Origin of the sequence: Singulisphaera photorubra, from assembly GCF_045290345.1 — a bacterium.
Lineage (GTDB): Bacteria > Planctomycetota > Planctomycetia > Isosphaerales > Isosphaeraceae > Singulisphaera.
The window spans coordinates 6,694,411-6,712,467 of the sequence record NZ_CP155447.1; the positions used below are offsets into that span (position 1 = coordinate 6,694,411).

11 protein-coding genes are annotated in these 18,057 nt (G+C 64.5%); 4 read left to right on the forward strand and 7 right to left on the reverse strand.

Translation table 11 applies throughout. From position 1 onward, the window contains the following. Positions 1–44: 44 nt before the first annotated feature. Positions 45–3,059 carry a choice-of-anchor A family protein gene (locus tag V5E97_RS25115; protein WP_406694329.1) on the forward strand — a complete coding sequence of 1,005 codons (3,015 nt, stop codon included), beginning with the start codon at positions 45–47 and terminating at the stop codon, positions 3,057–3,059. Positions 3,060–4,119: 1,060 nt separating this feature from the next. Then, positions 4,120–4,755: a hypothetical protein gene (locus tag V5E97_RS25120; RefSeq protein WP_406694330.1), complete on the forward strand. Its 636-nt coding sequence runs from the start codon at positions 4,120–4,122 to the stop codon at positions 4,753–4,755. 552 nt (positions 4,756–5,307) lie between these two features. Here the strand turns inward: V5E97_RS25120 and V5E97_RS25125 are convergent. Beyond that, entirely contained in the window at positions 5,308–6,486 is a 1,179-nt protein-coding gene (locus tag V5E97_RS25125) for a hypothetical protein (protein ID WP_406694331.1), read from the reverse strand. 705 nt (positions 6,487–7,191) lie between these two features. Between V5E97_RS25125 and V5E97_RS25130 the strand changes: the two genes are divergently transcribed. Beyond that, positions 7,192–9,198, forward strand: a complete 2,007-nt coding sequence (locus V5E97_RS25130; protein ID WP_406694332.1) for a redoxin domain-containing protein — start codon at positions 7,192–7,194, stop codon at positions 9,196–9,198. Positions 9,199–9,233: 35 nt separating this feature from the next. Here V5E97_RS25130 and V5E97_RS25135 read toward each other — a convergent pair whose 3' ends face one another. The 3 genes from V5E97_RS25135 to V5E97_RS25145 form a co-directional block, all read right to left on the reverse strand. Next, positions 9,234–10,796 carry an ABC transporter permease gene (locus V5E97_RS25135; protein WP_406694333.1) on the reverse strand — a complete coding sequence of 521 codons (1,563 nt, stop codon included), beginning with the start codon at positions 10,794–10,796 and terminating at the stop codon, positions 9,234–9,236. 10 nt (positions 10,797–10,806) lie between these two features. After that, on the reverse strand, positions 10,807–11,487 hold the full coding sequence (locus V5E97_RS25140) for an ABC transporter ATP-binding protein (protein WP_406694334.1): 681 nt from the start codon (positions 11,485–11,487) through the stop codon (positions 10,807–10,809). A gap of 454 nt (positions 11,488–11,941) precedes the next feature. Then, entirely contained in the window at positions 11,942–12,217 is a 276-nt protein-coding gene (locus V5E97_RS25145; protein ID WP_406694335.1) for a hypothetical protein, read from the reverse strand. Between the two features lie 295 nt (positions 12,218–12,512). On the opposite strand from V5E97_RS25145, the gene V5E97_RS25150 reads away from it, so the two are divergent. Continuing rightward, complete coding sequence (locus V5E97_RS25150; RefSeq protein WP_406694336.1) at positions 12,513–15,167, forward strand: AMP-binding protein; 2,655 nt, start codon at positions 12,513–12,515, stop codon at positions 15,165–15,167. Positions 15,168–15,212: 45 nt separating this feature from the next. Here the strand turns inward: V5E97_RS25150 and V5E97_RS25155 are convergent, their stop codons facing one another. The 3 genes from V5E97_RS25155 to V5E97_RS25165 form a co-directional block, all read right to left on the reverse strand. After that, a complete protein-coding gene (locus tag V5E97_RS25155; RefSeq protein WP_406694337.1) occupies positions 15,213–16,307 on the reverse strand; it encodes an AI-2E family transporter in 1,095 nt (364 codons plus the stop codon). A 93-nt stretch (positions 16,308–16,400) separates the two neighbouring features. Then, positions 16,401–16,901: a hypothetical protein gene (locus tag V5E97_RS25160; RefSeq protein WP_406694338.1), complete on the reverse strand. Its 501-nt coding sequence runs from the start codon at positions 16,899–16,901 to the stop codon at positions 16,401–16,403. Between the two features lie 103 nt (positions 16,902–17,004). Next, positions 17,005–17,877, reverse strand: coding sequence for a hypothetical protein (locus V5E97_RS25165; protein WP_406694339.1), 873 nt, complete (start codon positions 17,875–17,877; stop codon positions 17,005–17,007). Positions 17,878–18,057 lie beyond the last annotated feature (180 nt).

An 18,057-nucleotide genomic window follows, 5' to 3' on the forward strand; every position in this document is an offset into this window, starting at 1 on the left:
AGTTAAGTTTGACGGCCATGCGAACCAGATGCGAGGACTGTGCCATGGGGTTGATGCTCGGTTCCACGCGGGATTTCTTCTCAGCGACTTTCACCTCGATCCTCGGGGGGCGAGACCGCGGCCCTGATCGCGGGCGAAGGCGGTCGAACCGCCGGGCACTTACGTTCGACTTCATGGAGTTGCGCGAGCTTCTGGCCGCACTCGGCGCGGCTACGCCCTTCAACTTCTTCATCTTTGATGCGATGAATGAGGCGAACTCGGATGTGGAGGGGAGGCTCGCGGTCGGCGGGCCGCTCTCGCTGATGAACTTCAGCGTAGCCAGCGCTTTTCAAGGCGCCAACGGAGGCCGAGGGGCCGACAACGCCCTGGTCTCAGGCACCTCCTTGACCTTTACCAACGGGCAGATCAACGGCGACCTCCACTATCGCGGCGCTCCCCCGGATCTCACGGGCGTGGGGGTGACCGGCACCATCTTCCCGAACTCCACTCCGGTTGATTTTGCGGCGGCGAGAACGTCGCTGACCGAGTACTCGGCGTTCCTCGGGACGATTCCCCCCTCGGGGTCGGTCTCGGTGTCAACCTCGGGATCGACCCTCACGCTCAACGGGAACCCCGCGAGTGCGCTGAATATCTTCAACCTTACGGCGGGTCAGATCGCGGCGACGAGGGATGGCCGGCTGAACATCACGAACGTCTCTCCCACGGCGACGGTGCTGATCAACGTATCGGGGGCCTCGATTGATTTCACGCGGGTCAACTTCGAGTACAACGGCGTGGCCGGCCGGCAGTCGTTCGCAACCCAGATCTTGTACAACCTCTTCCAGGCCACGACGCTGAACATCGAGTCGGCCAGCCCCCTGGGAAGCATCCTGGCGCCCCGCGCGGCGGTCACTCAAGAAGTCGGCGGTGCTCATATCAATGGAACTTTGATCGCCAGTTCCCTTGCGGGATTCCTGGAAGGGCACGACTACCCGTTCGAGGGCGAACTGCCCCCGCTGGGTGAGCCCGAGGCGGAGGCGGACGTGGCATTGTCGAAGACGGCGAGCACGTTGACGCCTCGTCCGAACGGCGCGGTCACGTTCACCATCACGCTGACGAACCTGGGTCCGGACCTGGCTCAGAACGTGGTGGTGGCCGACCTGCTTCCGGCCGGCGTGACTCTCGACTCGGTGACGGTGAGCCAGGGGACGTACGACGCGGAGCTTGGAATCTGGGATGCGGGGAACGTGGCGGTGGGGAGTCCGCTGACGCTGACGCTGGTGACGACGGTAACGACGTGCGAGCCGGTGTCGAACCTGGCGCGAATCATCGGGAGCGAGACGACGGACCCGAATCCCGGTAACGACGCGTCGGGCGTGACGATCACGCCGTACCAGACGGACCTGTCATTGGCAAAGACGGTCGACGACGCGACGCCGACGGTGGGAGATACGTTCACGTACACGGTGACGGTGACGAATCTGGGTCCGAACGCTGCGGAAGGCGTGGCCGTGTCGGATCGTCTTCCCTCGGGCCTGACGTTCGTGTCGGCGGCTCCGAGCCAGGGGAGCGTCGACCTCGCGACGAGCCGTTGGCTGGTCGGTACGCTGGCTCCGGGGTCGAGCGCCACCCTGCTGGTTCGTGTGACGGCGACGAGCGCGGGCCGTAAGATCAACAACGCGGTGGTGGTGGCCTCGGACATCGACGACTGCAACCCGGCGAACAACATCGCCTCGACCGTCGTCAACGTGGAAGGTCCGGTCATTCCGCCGCTGGAGGAGGCGGACGTGGCATTGTCGAAGACGGCGAGCACGTTGACGCCTCGTCCGAACGGCGCGGTCACGTTCACCATCACGCTGACGAACCTGGGTCCGGACCTGGCTCAGAACGTGGTGGTGGCCGACCTGCTTCCGGCCGGCGTGAATCTCGACTCGGTGACGGTGAGCCAGGGGACGTACGACGCGGAGCTTGGGATCTGGGATGCGGGAAACGTGGCGGTGGGAAGTCCGCTGACGCTGACGCTGGTGACGACGGTGACGACGTGCGAGCCGGTGTCGAACCTGGCGCGAATCATCGGGAGCGAGACGACGGACCCGAATCCCGGTAACGACGCGTCGGGCGTGACGATCACGCCGTACCAGACAGACCTGTCATTGGCAAAGACGGTCGACGACGCGACGCCGACGGTGGGAGATACGTTCACGTACACGGTGACGGTGACGGTGACGGTGACGAATCTGGGTCCGAACGCTGCGGAAGGCGTGGCCGTGTCGGATCGTCTTCCCTCGGGCCTGACGTTCGTGTCGGCGGCTCCGAGCCAGGGGAGCGTCGACCTCGCGACGAGCCGTTGGCTGGTCGGTACGCTGGCTCCGGGGTCGAGCGCCACCCTGCTGGTTCGTGTGACGGCGACGAGCGCGGGCCGTAAGATCAACAACGCGGTGGTGGTGGCCTCGGACATCGACGACTGCAACCCGGCGAACAACATCGCCTCGATCGTCGTCAACGTCCAGGCCGTCGACTCGAATATCGTCGTGCCGCCGACGTTGGTGGACGTCGAAAGGATCGGCGTCCACCACCAACCGACGACGCTCGTGCTGACGTTCGGCTCCGCGCTCGATCCGGTCCAGGCGGAGGATGTCACCAACTACCGGGTGATCCGGCTCATCCATGGAAAGATCCCGGGACCGTCCGTCCGCGTGACCTCGGCCGTTTACTCCCCGGAGTCCAACACCGTCACGCTCACCTTCGCGCGGCGCCTCAGCCTTTTTGCGCGGTATCGATTGATCGTCAATGGCGATCCGCTCACGGGCCTCTCCACGCCGACCGCGGTCTTGCTTGACGGTCGCGGCATCGGCGAACCGGGAATCGACGCCGTCCGAGGCGTCAACGGCCATAATTTCAGGGGCCGAAGCCAACGACCGCGTCAGGCGAGACTGGCCGCCCGAGAACGACGTGGGGCGTTGGGCACCGGGCACAGTCTCGCGGTTCATCAGCGGTCGTTCAGCAATCTGCTACCGAAGGAGTTGGCCGTCGGTCAGCTCCAGTCCGGATCCCCCCGTGGCGGTCCGCACGCACGTTGACGTCCTTCCCCTTTAAAGACGTCCCGGCCGCCCCGAGCCGAACCTCGGGCGCCTGGGACCAGGATGCCGGCCCTGGCTCACGATCGCCAACGGTCCAGAACTCTCGTGAGGGTCGTCGATCAACGGGTCGGGTTGGGCTTCTCAAACCGTACGGGGGGACTCCTGCACGGCGCGGCGCTGGGCTTGTTCCCCCTGCGACTGGACGGCATGAGGTCGTGATCGGCGGCCAGGCACCTAAAATGCGCGGCAACAGTGGCCAGGCACCTAAAATGAGCAAATCAGGGGTTTTGGGTAGCCCAAGCGAGAGGGCAAGCTAAACCACATCTCCGCCTACCCTCCCCGGACTGCCTGAAGTGCCTGGCGATAGGCCTCGCTGCATGTCAAGGTCGGCGGCCGATTCTGCCGGATCGCCTACCAGATGGTGGCCGGCCAATCGGTCTACCGGCACCCGAGCTGCCAGCATCGGTATTACGTTCTTGACAAGTTGATCAAATTATCGAGCAAACACAATATTAGTTGCGCATACATGTTGTTAATCTTGGATTCGGCGGTGTGCCAGCTTCCCCGATCGGAGCATCGGTCGGAGGCGGTCCCGCTGGCCGAGGAACTGTCGCGGACCCGGTCGAAGCGGGGAACCGGTCCGCAACTCTTGGGCGCGATTCTCCCCGCGGTCTTGGCGAAGCTGGGGGTGGATTTGCTACCATCGAGCGTGTCAGGGGAGCCTGATCCCACAGAGTGACGACCCGGCCGAGGAACCGAATAACGTCGAATGTCCCCGTGGCGCAAAGCCGTGGTAAAAGCGTGGCGCTCTGTCCGATCACCAACGTCGGACCCGGCTGTGTGGGGTCACTCCCCTGATATTACCAGTGTGGCAACCGTGATCTGCAGTGACAGAGATGGTCCATCGGCCCGCAGTTCGTCCCCGGAATCTGAACAAACCACCAGTATGTCTGGCCGGGACGGGGCCACTTCGTCCCCAGGCTGCCCACCCTCGTTACCACCGTTTCCTACATGGCTGTCTTTCTGATGCCCAGTTCCGGTTATGTCGCCGAGTACGAAAATGGACGATGCTGACCGACTCTTCGCCCAGAGCAGGGCCAACCCGACGAAGTTCGGGTGGACAATTCGCTCATCCGCGGGTGAGCCCCCCGACCCAGGGCGAGTCGCCGAGGCGGCACACCTGCTCGGCCGACCGGTTTTTCTCGTGGATGGCGACGGTTACGAGTGCGAAATCATCGGCGCTGTCACCAGCGCCTCCGGCGACATCGCGTTGGTCGAGTCTCGCGCGAAGGACGTCGGATTCAACAGTTACGGGGCAAACCAGCGTCACATTGATGTCTCCATTCGCGTTCATCTGATCGAGAAATCGGGACAGCACAGGTCTACCGATATCGAATCGTACAATCCGTTCTTCGGGTGTGATGTCCGGTTTTTCGAGTGGATCGGTCATAGAGCGGTTCTCATCTATCGCGAAAAGCATTGGACTTTTGCCTGTCGCTTCGGCGATGTCTGGCCTCCCCGATTCGTGAAGATCGAGGATGAATGGGTCATCAACGGGAACGTCCTCGGCTATGTCAGCTACAAGGAAGAAGTTGTTCGCCGATTGAGCTTCCCTGAGCTGGCCGCGCTTGAGCCGATACCAGAAGCCGAAGCTGCCCGGGTCGGTCTGCGGCCTGAGGGCCGAAGGGCGACATAACCGCGCTGCAGCGGGCCCGGCCCGCCACGTCAATCAAGGTCTACCCTTTCGGACGCATGCCGCAGCCTGCCGTAGCGTCAAGAGTAGCCAGGTACTTCAGTGGGGAAATCTGGGAAACTCAGAGGAGATGGGCGTCTGGTCCCTGACTACGATCGATTTTCCAGATTCCCCGCCTTACCCCCTTTAGACGCATGGCCACCAACCCGGGCCCCTCGGCTCCGCGAGATCCCGGTCATCATGATCTCCGGGCTCGACGCGATTCAGGCCGTCGTCCGTTGCATCGAGCGAGGGGCCGAGGACTACCTGCCCACGCATGCTTCAAAAAAAGCAGGGAACCCAGCGGCCAGGCACCTAGACAGGGCAAAGCAGTGAATCTGGGCAACAAATTCAGGGCTGACAGTCAGACCGTACTCTTCCTAAATCACCCAACTTACCCTACTGAGGTGCCTGGCTACATTTGCATCTTCTACTGCCGCCGGCTATCCTACTCGGCCGCTGCGCGAGGTATCGCCCCGGGATAAACCAGAAAAGCCATTAAAGTGAGACGTGCCGTTAGTGCCATGGCTCGCGACCGCGACGATCCCTCGGTAATCTCTGGGACTGCCAGTGACGATGCACGCTGAGGATAACGAGGCCCGCTATTCCCAGGCTGAAGAACGAGAGCGGTGGAAGCCCAGCGCGGGCCGTGGCCTTTTCTTCGCCCGCATCCCGGTTCACCATTGTGGGCGTCCGATCATCCTCCGCAGGGATGTCGAAACGTTCGATGGCGGGCTCCGCTTGACCTGAATTTTCGGGGGAAGTCGGCTCCGCCCAACTTGCAACGATCATGGCCATCCGTTCCATCCAACTCAGTGTTTTGGGAAGTTGGGCCTGGGTTGGCAAATCGTCGACCTGGGTTGTGATCACCAGGGCACCATTTGTGGGCTGGGCAACGGCCTCGTCGCCTTGGTCTTGAGCCAATCGGCCGTAGTTGATTCCCGGGAGGATGTCTTCGCCGAGCGACGCTAACGAGACCGTGCGACCGCGATCAGCAGGACCGACGGCCGCCACCCAGTGCAAATCGGCCACCGGCCGCCCGCTCAGCGTTCCACCCAACCCGAGCGTGAGTTGCGTGGCCTGCGTGGAGGCCGTCGTGGCTGGCGCTAATGGGATCTCGGTCGAAGTGGCCAATGAGACCAAGTCATGGAGTCTCTCCGGCGCCGAGTTCACCACCATCACCGGCGTAGCTGAGTCATCAAGCAACTGCAAATTGAGTGCGGTGGCTTGCCCGACTCCATTCGACAAAACCAAGTCCCAGTCGACGAAAACCGGCCCATCACCATTGGCGACCGCCGTGACGAAATACTCCCCAGGTGCCAGCGAGAGAGGGACGGCTGTGTACGGCCCCGCCGGCCCGTGGGCAATTTCGACGGTGCCACCGGGCGTAACCGCGTTCAACTGCACTTGATCGCCCAAGTAGCGGAAGTACAGGGTGTAGTCGGCGGCAAAGGTCGCGACGAACCGAAAAGTGACGGATTCGCCCGGAGCGATCCAGGCCGTCGCCTTGATAGGTTGGGTCGAAGCCGCTGGCGGAAGGTCGCCTAAATCCCTCACGGATGCCGACGCGATCGTCTCAATCGTGGGAGTCGGGTAAATGTCCGATTGTGCGAGAGAGCCCATCTCGGTCGAGGCTGAGCACACAAGTCTTGTCTCGAGCCGTTCGAGGAAGAGACGAGAACATGAATGAGTCATTGTGTGCTCGTGTTAGAATAATGCCAAACACAATGGAGCATAAGCGAGATTAGGAACTCTCGAAGCCTCGCTATCCTATGTAATTGACCTACATGGGGGCGTAAAGTGGAGAAAAAGTCGCAATCGTGATGGAGCCAGTCATCAATTTCACGCTTGCCCATTTCGCGAGCTATGTTGCGCTGGATCTAGGAAAAGTCGGTCCCAATGCGGCGTTTCGGGATGGAGCAAGAGCGTGGTGTGATCTTCGATTTGAGCCAGAAGCCAAGACGTGGCGAATTGCCATGCCTCCACAATGACGAAGAGGGAGGTAACAGTGGCCAGGCACCTAAGCTGAGCAAATCAGGAACATTGGGTAGGCCATCGAAACTGAATGCCGGACCTAATCCCCACCCAAACCTCCCAGACTACCTCATTGAAGCACCTGACGATAGGCTCTCTGCGGCTGCATGAACAGGGACACCGGGTGATCCTGGCCGAGTGGGACACGCAGCATTCCTCCTCCGAGTGGAGCGGCGAGGCGGCCAAGGATGTCAGAAACGGTGCGGCTCGACCCGGCCATCCTTCGGCAACGGGCCGACGTGCTCGCCAAGAACGTCGCCGCCGACCGGCGTCGGCATAGCCATGATCCATGGCAACTCTCGGACACCTGTGGTATGTTCGCCCCGGGGTTAAGGGATTGGACTTCGAATCCAAGAGGTTTGGACGATGGGCGCTACCGGATTGGTCGGGGTCATAGCGCTGGTTTTGGTCGGGGCGGGTGGACCGGCGAAGGCGACGGTCGACTTTCGGCTTCAGGACCACCGGGGTGCCTGGCACACGCTCGACGAGGCTCAAAATGGGAAGGTCGTCGTGCTGGCCTTCCTCGGGACTGAGTGCCCCTTGGCCGAGACCTATGCCCCGAGGCTGGCCGAGATCGCCCGCGATTTTGAGAAGCAGGGCGTCGGCTTCTTCGGCGTCGACGCCAACCAGCAGGACGGGCCGGTCGCGATCGGCCGGTTTGCCGACAAGCACAGGCTGCCGTTCCCGATCCTCAAGGACGTCGGCAACGGCCTGGCCGACCGCCTCGGGGCCGAGCGGACGCCCGAGGTTTTCGTCCTGGATGGGGCGCGGGCCGTCGTCTATCGGGGGCGGATCGACGACCAGTACGCCATCGGGATCCATCGACCCGCGCCCACCCGGCACGACCTGGTCGACGCCCTCGAGGCGGTGCTCGCCGGGCGAACGGTCGCGACGCCGAAGACAGACGCGGTCGGCTGCACGATCGGCCGGGCCACGAAGTCGGCCGAGGGGGGCGCCGTGACGTACGCCAGGGAGGTCGCTCGCATCCTTCAGGCTCGCTGCGTCGCGTGCCACCGACCGGGCGAGATCGCCCCGTTCTCCCTCACCGACTACCGCCAGGCGGCCGGCTGGTCGAGCATGATCGCCGAGGTCATCGATGAGGGGCGGATGCCCCCCTGGCACGCCTCGCCCGAGCACGGCAAGTTCGCCAACGACGCCCGGCTCTCGGCCGACGAGAAAAAGGCGATCCGCGACTGGGTCGCCGCCGGCGCGCCCGAGGGAGACCCGGCCGACCTGCCCCCGCCGACCCAATTCGTCGAGGGATGGCAGATCCCTCGGCCCGACCTCGTTTTGGAGATGCCCCGCGCGGTCGAGATCCCGGCCGAGGGGTCGATGCCTTACGAGCTCATCACGATCGACCCGAAGTTGACGAGCGACGTCTGGGTCCGGGCCTCCCAGGTCCGGCCAGGGAACCCGGCGGTCGTCCACCACGTGATCGCCTTTGTCCTGCCGCCCGGTGTCGAGAAGATCGACGAGGCCGGCGGCGACTTCCTCGCCGCCTACGCCCCGGGGATGCCGCCCCGCGAACTGCGCGGCGGCGTGGCGAAGCGCATCCCGGCCGGATCAAAAATCGTCCTCCAGCTCCACTACACCCCCCGGGGGACGAAGCAGGTCGACCGAAGCCGGATCGGCCTCGTATTCGCCGACCCGGCATCGGTCCACAAAGAACTGATGTCGGGCATGGCGCTCAACTTCCGCCTCCAGATCCCGCCCGGGACGCCCGACTACATCTCGCGGGCCGATTTCCGGTTCTCGCGGCCCTCGCTGCTCCTCTCGCTGATGCCGCACATGCACCTGCGGGGCAAGTCGATGAGGTTCGTCGCCGAGTACCCGGACGGCCGCCGCGAGGTCCTCCTCGACGTCCCCCGGTACGAGTTCGACTGGCAGAACCTCTACGTCCTCGACCAACCCAAGCCGATGCCCGAAGGGACGGTGCTCCACACCGAAGCCCGCTTCGACAACTCGGCCGAGAACCCGAACAACCCGGACCCGAGGCGCGCCGTCACCTTCGGCGAGCAGACGCGGGATGAGATGCACGTCGGATATCTCAACTTCGCCCTCGCCGACCAGGACCTCGCCCTCGGCATGCCCACCTCAAAGCGGCTCGCGAGCGGGCAGCACGAGGTCACCTTCCTCCACCGCCCGGCCGGGCCCGCGAAGTCGGTCACCCTCGTCGGCACGTTCACCGATTGGAAGGCACGGCCGCTCGCCATGACGGGTCCGGACGCGCAGGGAACCTACTCGGCGACGATCGTGCTCGGCCCCGGGGCGCACGAGTACAAGTTCCTCATCGACGGGGAGACGTTCCGCCACGACCCGGGCAACCCCGATTCGGCCGGCTTCTTCCACAACAGCCTGCTCCGGCTGCCCTGAGCCGGGTCGGTTCGAGTCGGTTCGAGTCGGGCGGATCAATCGTGCCGGAGCGCCGAGACCGTTTCGACCTTCGCGGCGCGCCAGGCCGGGTAGAGCGCCGCGACGATTGTCACGCCGACGGTGAAGAGGACGACCGTCACGCCGATCCAGCCGGGGAAGGCGAAGATCGAGCCCGAAAGGTGGACCTTCAAGTCGCTGTGGACCATCGAACGGACCCACGCGTCACCCGGCAACGAGATCGACCAGGCCAGGAGCAGGCCGAGCGACCCGCCAACCAGGCCGATCAGGCTCGCCTCGATGAGGAAAATGGCCTGGAGCTGCCAGTTCGCCGCGCCGACGGCCTTCATGATGCCGATCTCGCGGCGCCGTTCGAGGATGCTCATCAGCATCGTGTTGGCGATCCCGAGCGACGAGACAAGGAGGGCCACACCGGCCACGCACGTCATCCCACCGAAGATGAGCAGATAGGTCATCCGCTCGCGCTTAATCATCTCGACGATCGACCGACTCCCCAGGCCGAGGGCTTCGACCTTGTCGACGACCTCCTGGACGTTCCTGATGTCGTCGACGTAGAGGATCGCTCTGGCGATCCCCTGATCGCGACGGGCCGGGTCGCGGAAGGTCAGGTCGACCGCCGTCCGCCGGGGCATGACCAGGTCCGTGTCGGCAGGGAGCTGGCTCCAGGCTTCCTTCTCCTCCTCGTCGGTCAACTCGCGGAAGATCCCGACGACCCGGAAGTCGTCTTCGACGACGCCCGGGGCGACCCCTTCCGATGCCGGCCGGATCGCCTCCCGCAGGGCTGCGATCTCCTCGCCGGTCAGGCTGAGTCGATCGAGCGCGCCTGGGAGCTGCCAGGCGAGTTGGCGGAGGGCCATCTGTTCGTCCCGGGCGCCGCGGGCTTTCGACCGACCTGCCAGCGAGACGTTGAAGCTCGGCCCATCATCCTCCTGGGCCGGGAGCTCGACCCGCAGCGGTTTGCCGATGGCCTGGTCCAGATCCGCGTCGTCGATCAGGCCGATCCGGTACGCGAACATCTCGGAGAGCAGGACCGATCGCTCGTCGTCCGAGTCGAACGATCGGCCGACGGTGACCCGTTTGCGGAACTCGGGAGTCTCGCCGGCGCCTGACGAGACGCTCGCCTCCTCGGGTCGGTTGCCCAGGGTCGCGACGACCCTGCTGCCGACAATCGGGACCATCCGCACGACGTGGGGGATTTGCGAGAGCGCTTTCAGCCGTTCCTGGGTCAGGTTGACCTGCTCCCAGTCGGAATTGCCCTGTCGGGATCGCTGGTCGAGGACCTTGCGGATTCGCTCGCGGCGACCCGGCGACATCCGCCCGGCGACCTTCACGTCTTCCTTCGCCTTGGTCTCGACCGCCCGCGACCTGGGAGAGACCGTCACTTTTCGCGAAATGTCTCCCTTGCTCGACTCTCGCTCGATCGTCCGCTGGACCCCCTCGTTGATCGACAAACTCGCGGCGAGCACGAACGCGCCGAAGATGACACCCAGTGTCGTCAGGCAGGTACGCATCTTCTGATGGCCGAACGAATCGAGGGGGAAGCGGAGCAGGTCGATCCAGCGCACTCGTTGATCCTCCATCCAATCTCGATCAAAGGTCCTCGGCCACGATCCGGCCATCGACCAGTCGGACAATTCGGTCCGTGCAACTCGCGGCGAGCTCTTCGTCGTGCGTGACGAGGACGAGGGTGGCGTCGTGCTCGCGGACATGGTCGAGGATCAGGGCCATGACCTGTCGCGCCGTCTGGCTGTCGAGGTTGCCCGTTGGCTCGTCGGCCAGGATGACCCGGGGCCGGTTGACCAGCGCCCGCGCCACGGCGACCCGCTGGCTCTCGCCGCCGCTCATCTCATTCGGCTTGTGATCCAACCTGGCCGCGAGCCCGACAGCTTCCAGTGCCCGCCGGGCAGCGGCCAGCCGGTCTCGCGGCGATCGGCCGGCGAAGACCATCGGCAGTTCGACGTTCTCGACGGCCGACCTCGAGGCGATCAGGTTGAACGACTGGAAGATGATCCCGACGGTCGTCGACCGGAACCGGGCCATTTCGCGCCCCGAGAGCCGGTCGAGGTCCCGCCCGCCAACCTGCAAGCTGCCCGAGCTGGGCCAGTCGAGACCGCCCAGCAAGTTCAAGAACGTCGATTTCCCCGACCCCGACTTGCCCAGCAGGGCCACCCGTTCGCCGTCCGCGACCTCGATCGAGACGTCCCGCAGCACCTCGACCCGGGCGTCCTTCGCCCCGTACGCTTTCCGAACGTCGACCGCCCGAATCGCCATCCCGTCCGCTCCCTCGCGATCTGATCCCATCCTGATCCCACCCCGATCCGATCCGCCAGTCCGACACCTGTCGACGACCGAACATCCTACCAGGTCACCCAGCCACCGCCAGGGCCGACCCATTACGAGCGGCGACCGGACCGATCAGTGCCCCGATCGCGATGCTGGCCGAATGCCGATGGATGCGTAGCGTCTGTCTGATCGCCCGAAGTTTGTCGGACCGATGTGCGTGATGCGCTAGCTGGCAACGGCGAGGGCAACAGCGGGCAACAGGCAACAGTGGCCAGGCACCCAAGCTGAGCAAGTTAGGGGGCTTAGGCAGCCTATCGACAGTGCGAGCTAGCCCAAAGCTCAGCCTAAATCTCCCAGACTGTCCCATTGAAGTGCGTGGCAATGGCCTTCGGAATACAGCTCGCTCCGCGAGCGGCTCGACCACGTCCAAGTGCATGGTGCCTCATCGACGCTCCGCGACGACTTGTCGACCCGGACCGACGACCCCGGACAGGAGGAGGGGCTCTGGTTCGCCCCGGTGAACGACCGGCGCGAGGCCCAGCCTGGGCGTGTGGGCCTGGTGTCCGGCTTCACGCTCTCGTGCTGCCTGCGACTCGTCGACGCCGCGGGTCGACTCGAACGCAATGGCAAGGCGAGCCTGCCGGCCCACGCCGAGTCGATCTTTGCCCAGCTGGGCCTGAACGGCTCGCGCTGGCGAGCGACCCTCGATGATCTTCACCGCCCCCGCCTGGGCCGTTTCCGTAGCCGTCCCTTGCCGTCGCGCCGATGGCCTCGCTCCGGTCGCCCCCGCCGCGCCCGGCGATCCGTGCGGCCGCCTGCTGACCGACCAAGTTCGAGTGCCAGGCCCTCGACTACACCTGCCGGTGAGAGGCCTTGCCTGGCGCCGTAGGCGAACGCATAGAATTCCTGAAACTGCAGGCCTCAACACCAGGCCCAAGGATCGGGGTGAACTGCACCGGAAGTGAGACCTGCCCAACGTAGAGGCTTCCGACTCCGACAAGGGAGGCAGCATCGTGATCCTCCTCCACTGGATCTGCTGGGTGCTCCTACGCCTGATACTCGGCGCACGCTACCGTTTGCATGTCCGTGGACTGGAACAGGTCAAGACCATGAAGGGCCCCGTGGTCGTCTTGCCCAACCACCCCGGCTACATTGACCCGTTCCTCCTCTTCGGCGTCTTGTGGCCGTCGTTGCGGATGCGGCCGCTCGTTTATCGCGGCACATTCCAGGGGTTCACAGGCCGCTTGCTGGTGCGGCTGGTCAACGCCCTGGAGGTGCCCGACCTCGACGTGGCCAGCGTGCGCGCCCGCGACGAGGCGGAGCAAGCCGTCGCCGCCATCGTTGCCGGGCTGGGGCGCGGCGAACGTTTCATTCTCTGGCCGGCAGGCCGTGTTTGGCGCGACGGCATCGAGCGAATCGGACCCGCCCGCGCCGCCGCCGACATCCTCCGGTCCCTTCCCGAGAGCGGCGTGCTCCTGGTGCGCACCCGCGGCGTCTGGGGCTCGTCGTGGACCTGGGCGCAACTGGATAAGCGACCGCCCCTGGTCCGGCTAATTTTCGCCGGTTGCGGGTGGCTACTTGTCAACGGGTTCTTCTTCATGCCACGCCGCCACGTCGAGGTCACCCTCGAAGTGGCCGACCGGAGCCGGCTTCCGGAGCCGCGTCGGGAAGTCCTCAATCCCTGGTTGGAGCAGTGGTACAACGGCGACCTGGACGGCAATGCCGAAACGCCCGTTTGGGTCCCTTATCACTTCCTCTTCGGCCCGCGCTCGTTTGACTTCCCGCCGCCGACCGCGCCCGAGGCTGAGAGCGACCTGGGTACGGTACGGCCGGAAACACGTAGAGCGATACTGAACCTGCTGAGCGACCATCTGCATCGGCCTTTAGCCGACGCTGAAATGGGGCCGGAGATCCGGCTCGACCAGCTCGGCCTGGACAGCCTCGATCGCATGGAATTGAGCCTGGAGGTCGAGCGCCAGTTCGGTTTCACCGGAGATGAAGCGTGCGAGACACTCGGCCAGCTCTTCGCCCTCGCCGAGGGGCGTGCCCGCCACAAACCGCCCGCGTCGGCGCCGCCCGGCTGGTCGTCCGGACCGCCCCAGGTCGGGCCGCTGGAGCTCCGCGGCGACACGGTCCCGGCCGCCTTCGTCGAGCATGCCCTGGCCCACCGGAAGGACGTCATGGTCGCGGACGATCGGATGGGCGTCCTGAGCGGCGAGCGTCTGCTGGTCGCGACCCTGACCCTTTCCAGCCGACTGCGCGGAATCGACACGTCGAAGGTCGGCGTGCTGCTGCCGGCATCGGTGGCCTGTGACGTGGCCCTGCTTGCCCTGCACCTCGCCGGTAAGCTGCCCGTTGTGCTCAACTGGACGACGGGCCCGGCCAATCTCGCGCATGCGGCCAGAACACTGGGCCTCTCGAAAGTCCTGACCTCCCGAGTCTTCGCCGACCGGCTGGGCGTTCGCGTCGAGGGAGCCGACTACCTTTTCATCGAGGACCTGCAATCGACCATCGGCAAGTATGAGCTTGCGCGGACAATGCTGCTCGTGCGCTGGCGACCGGGCAGCGTCCGCCGGGCGGTGCCAGCGGCGTCGCCCGACGATCCTGCCGTGGTGCTTTTCACCAGCGGTTCGGAGAAGTCACCCAAGGCCGTGCCGCTAACCCACGCCAACCTCCTGAGCTGCCAGCGGGCGGTGGCGGCCGTCATGGGCGTAACCCGCGAGGATGTCGTCCTCGGCTTCTTGCCGGCATTCCACAGCTTTGGCCTGACGATCACGACTGTGCTACCCCTCTTGATGGGCGTGCGGGTTGTCCACCACCCAAACCCGACGGATGCCGTCAATCTCGTCCACAAGATCAAAGCCTACGGCGTCACCTTGCTGGTCGGAACGCCGACCTTCGTCCATTACATTCTGGAACGGGCCACTCCGGGCAGTCTCGACTCGCTCCGGCTGGTCGTCGTCGGGGCGGAGAAATGTCCGCCGGCCCTGGTGGAGCGTTGCCGGCAGGAGGCACCGAAAGCGACGGTCGTGGAAGGCTACGGCATCACGGAGTGCGCGCCGGTGGTATCGGTCAACCCGCCGTCGGCCCTGAGACCGGGCTCGATCGGCAAGCCGCTCCCGGGTGTGACCGTGCGCGTCGTTGACCTGGAAAGCGGGACGGAACTCCCGGCGGGGCGGATGGGCATGATCCAGATCAGCGGGCCGACGGTCTTCCCCGGCTACCTCAATCATGACGGCCGGTCGCCGTTCGTAGAAGATGTCGGAAAGCGTTGGTATGTGAGCGGCGACCTGGGTGAGCTGGACGCCGACGGTTACCTGTGGATTCGCGGGCGGCTCAGGCGCTTCGTGAAGGCCGGCGGCGAGATGATCTCTCTGCCGGCGCTGGAGGAGCCCTTTGTCCGGCTCTACCCGCCAACCCGCGACGGGCCGCGCATCGCCGTCGAAGGAGTCGAGCATGAGCACGGGCGTCGGATCGTGCTGTTCACAACCGAGTTACTCGACCTCCGAGAGGCCAACGCCTTACTCCTGCGCGAAGGCTTCCATGGAGTGATGCGCCTCGACGAAGTCCGTCGCATCGAACAGATTCCGATGCTGGGCACTGGCAAGACCGACTATAAACAACTTCGGGCCCTGATCCTGGAGGGAACCGCGGGCCACTCTCCTTAGGGGCAGCGAGATCAGCCAAACGCCGGATACGTATTTTTCGGACTCTCATTCCTCAGCCATCAGCCGAGCCAGGGGGCGTGTGAGTGCGACGTTCTCCCAGACGATCTTGAGCATCACCGTCAAGGGCACGGCCAGCACCATCCCGACCACACCCCAGCACAGCCCCCAGAACGCCAGCGCGACCAGCACCACCAGCGGGCTGAGGTCCACGGCATGAGCGGTCAGCCGCGGTTCGACGAAGTTGTTGGTCACGAACTGTACCAGCACCAGCAGCACGAAGACCGCCAGCGGCCGCCACGCCGGCTCCAATTCGAGGAACGCCAGCAGGACCGGGGGCACAAAGGCGATCAGGCTGCCGACGTAGGGGATGAAATTGCCGACGAAGGTCAGGACGCCCCACATGACGGGAAACGACACCCCGAAGGCCCACAAGATGGCCACGACCGGCAGTGCCGTCACCAGGCTGGCGAGCACCTTGACTCGAAGGTACGAGACCATGGCCCGGTTGATCGAGGCGAGGACCTCGAGCACGCGGCCGGCCTGTTCCGGGGCGAACCCGGCCCGGACCCGCCCGGAGAAGCGATGGGCCTCGTGCAGGAGGAAGATCAGGTAGAACCCGACGAGCAGGGCCTCGGCGAGGAAGCCGGCCGCGGTGTTGACCAAGCCGGCCGCGATGGCCTTGAGCCGCGCGACTGTGTCCGCCTCGGCCAGGTCCACTGTCGGGGCCTGCTTGAGCATCCAGGCGGGCAAGTGGTCGCGGCCCCAGGTACGGGCGCGCTCGGTCAGCACCCGGGCGCGCTCGATCAGGCGGGGCAATTCGTCCTTGAGCTCAACAAGGTTGCCGTAGACGAATACGGCCAGGATGAAAACGACCATGGCCACGAGCAGGGCCAGCAACGGCCCGGCCAGTTTTGCAGGAACCCTACGGCTCAAGCCCCGTTGGATCGGCAGGATGGTGTAGACCAGCAACACCGCGAGGATCAGAGGACGGAGCAGCGGGGCCAGTTCCTTGAGCAAGTACCAGCCTCCCGCCGCGGACATCAGGACTGCGGCCAGCGCGTACAGCGGGACTAACTCGCGCCGCAAACGTGCAGCTCGGCTGTTCGCGGCCGCCCCGGGCTCCTCACGGATGGGTTCCATCGCGTATTGGGTCTCCGCAGTCTATCCGTCGGCGAGCGAGTTGATCTACGGTTCGTTCTGTAGTCGAAGGTATGCAGCCGATCACTACAGGTCCTATCCCTCGCCCGCGGCCAGTTGCTCGAGGAGTCCGGACAGAGCGCTGCGGACGGACTCGACCGTGTAGGGGTCGTCGGGGTGGTGCGGAGAGCCCTCTTTCTCGAAGTAAGGCCGCTCGCCCATCTCGCGTCCCCATTCGATGTCGGTATCGCGAACGAGTCCTTCCAGGAGGTAGTCCGACTCGAGGACGCCTTGACAGTAGTTGGCCAGGACAAGCAGCGGTCGATCGAAGTCGTTGAGCAGGAGGTCGCTCCCCTTCACATCGCGGTGCAAGACGACTCGCAGTGCTCCCCCGGCGTCCAGAAGGTGGCTCCTGAGCCAGGACGCGATCTCGATCTCGGCCTGTTGCATGCGAGCGACCGGCGATTCTCCTTTCATCGCGCCGGGACCGGCCAACCGCCCTATGGCTTCCTCCGGGGTGAACTTACGCCCCTTGCGGATTTCCCGTTCGAGTTCGGCATTCGCCTCGGAACGATGCGTGTCCTCGCGGTCGCTCATGGGCTTTCCGCCTCCACAACAGCCGGCGCCTCCGCGGTTCGGCCCTTCGCCCGGTCCTGACTCGACGGCTTTCACGACCGCAATCCGACGGGTACCGGCCATGCTATTGGGGAATGTCAAAAACATGGATTGATTGATCTTTATCGGAGAGGCCCTTGGGCTGTTGCTTCTTCTTGCGCCGGTCCGACACCATCACGACGCGCGTGCGGGCGATCCAGGCGACCCCTTCGATATTGCCGTATCGGATGGCGCCGTCATCGGATCTCGGAAACTCGTAGAGCCGTCCTTCGTCGTGCCACGTCCAGCCGGCTTCGTCGAACTGGCCCACCCAAAGCATCGAGTTCACCTGCGAGACGATCGCAACGCAGCCGTCATCGATGGACATGCCCGAATAATCGACGAAGGGAAGGGTGTCCGGAAGCACAATGGCACGCGAATGCGACCAATGTTTTTTTCTCTTCTCGAACAGTTGCACACGCCCGCCGCCCGGCTTCCTCCCTTTTTCGCCACCCTGGCACTCGTTGCCTTCGCAAAGCGCGAGGATGTAATCCATGTTGTCACGCCGCACGTGAGCCACGGCTTCAAATCCCTTGTTACTACTCTTGAAGATGAAGTTGATCGGCCGATTCTTGCGAAATCGGAATACGTCGTCGTACTCGACGATCAATGCTCGGTAGTGACCGCTCGCCTGTCGGCGTGATTCAACCAACAAATAGTACCGGCGCTTGGCGGCGTTGTAGGTGATGCCTTCGTAGCCGCAAACCGCGTGGGCCATCCCGAACAGTCCGTTGGTCGAGTTGGGCTGCAGGTCGTCCGAAACGCGAGCGATCTCGGTACGGTCGTCAAAGACCACGAAATAATGCCTGTCCTTCACCAGAACGCCGCTGGCCTCCCAGCGTTTGGTCGGTGGGTCGCATGGCAACAGGTCGCAAAGCTTGCTCTCGCACACGAGTTTCAGCGTCGGTACCGTGGCCATACGGAAGGGCCTCCTGGCCTCTCAACCAGGATGTCCCGGATGAGTAGCGACCTCGGCGTCCTGGATGTCTCCCTTGCTCTCCTAAGCATACATTGGACGCCTGCCTGATCCCCGTGTCCAAAGAAAAACTGCGAGATCCAGGGCGGTCGGCGAGCGGGAGACTCGTCCGAGCGCTCAGAT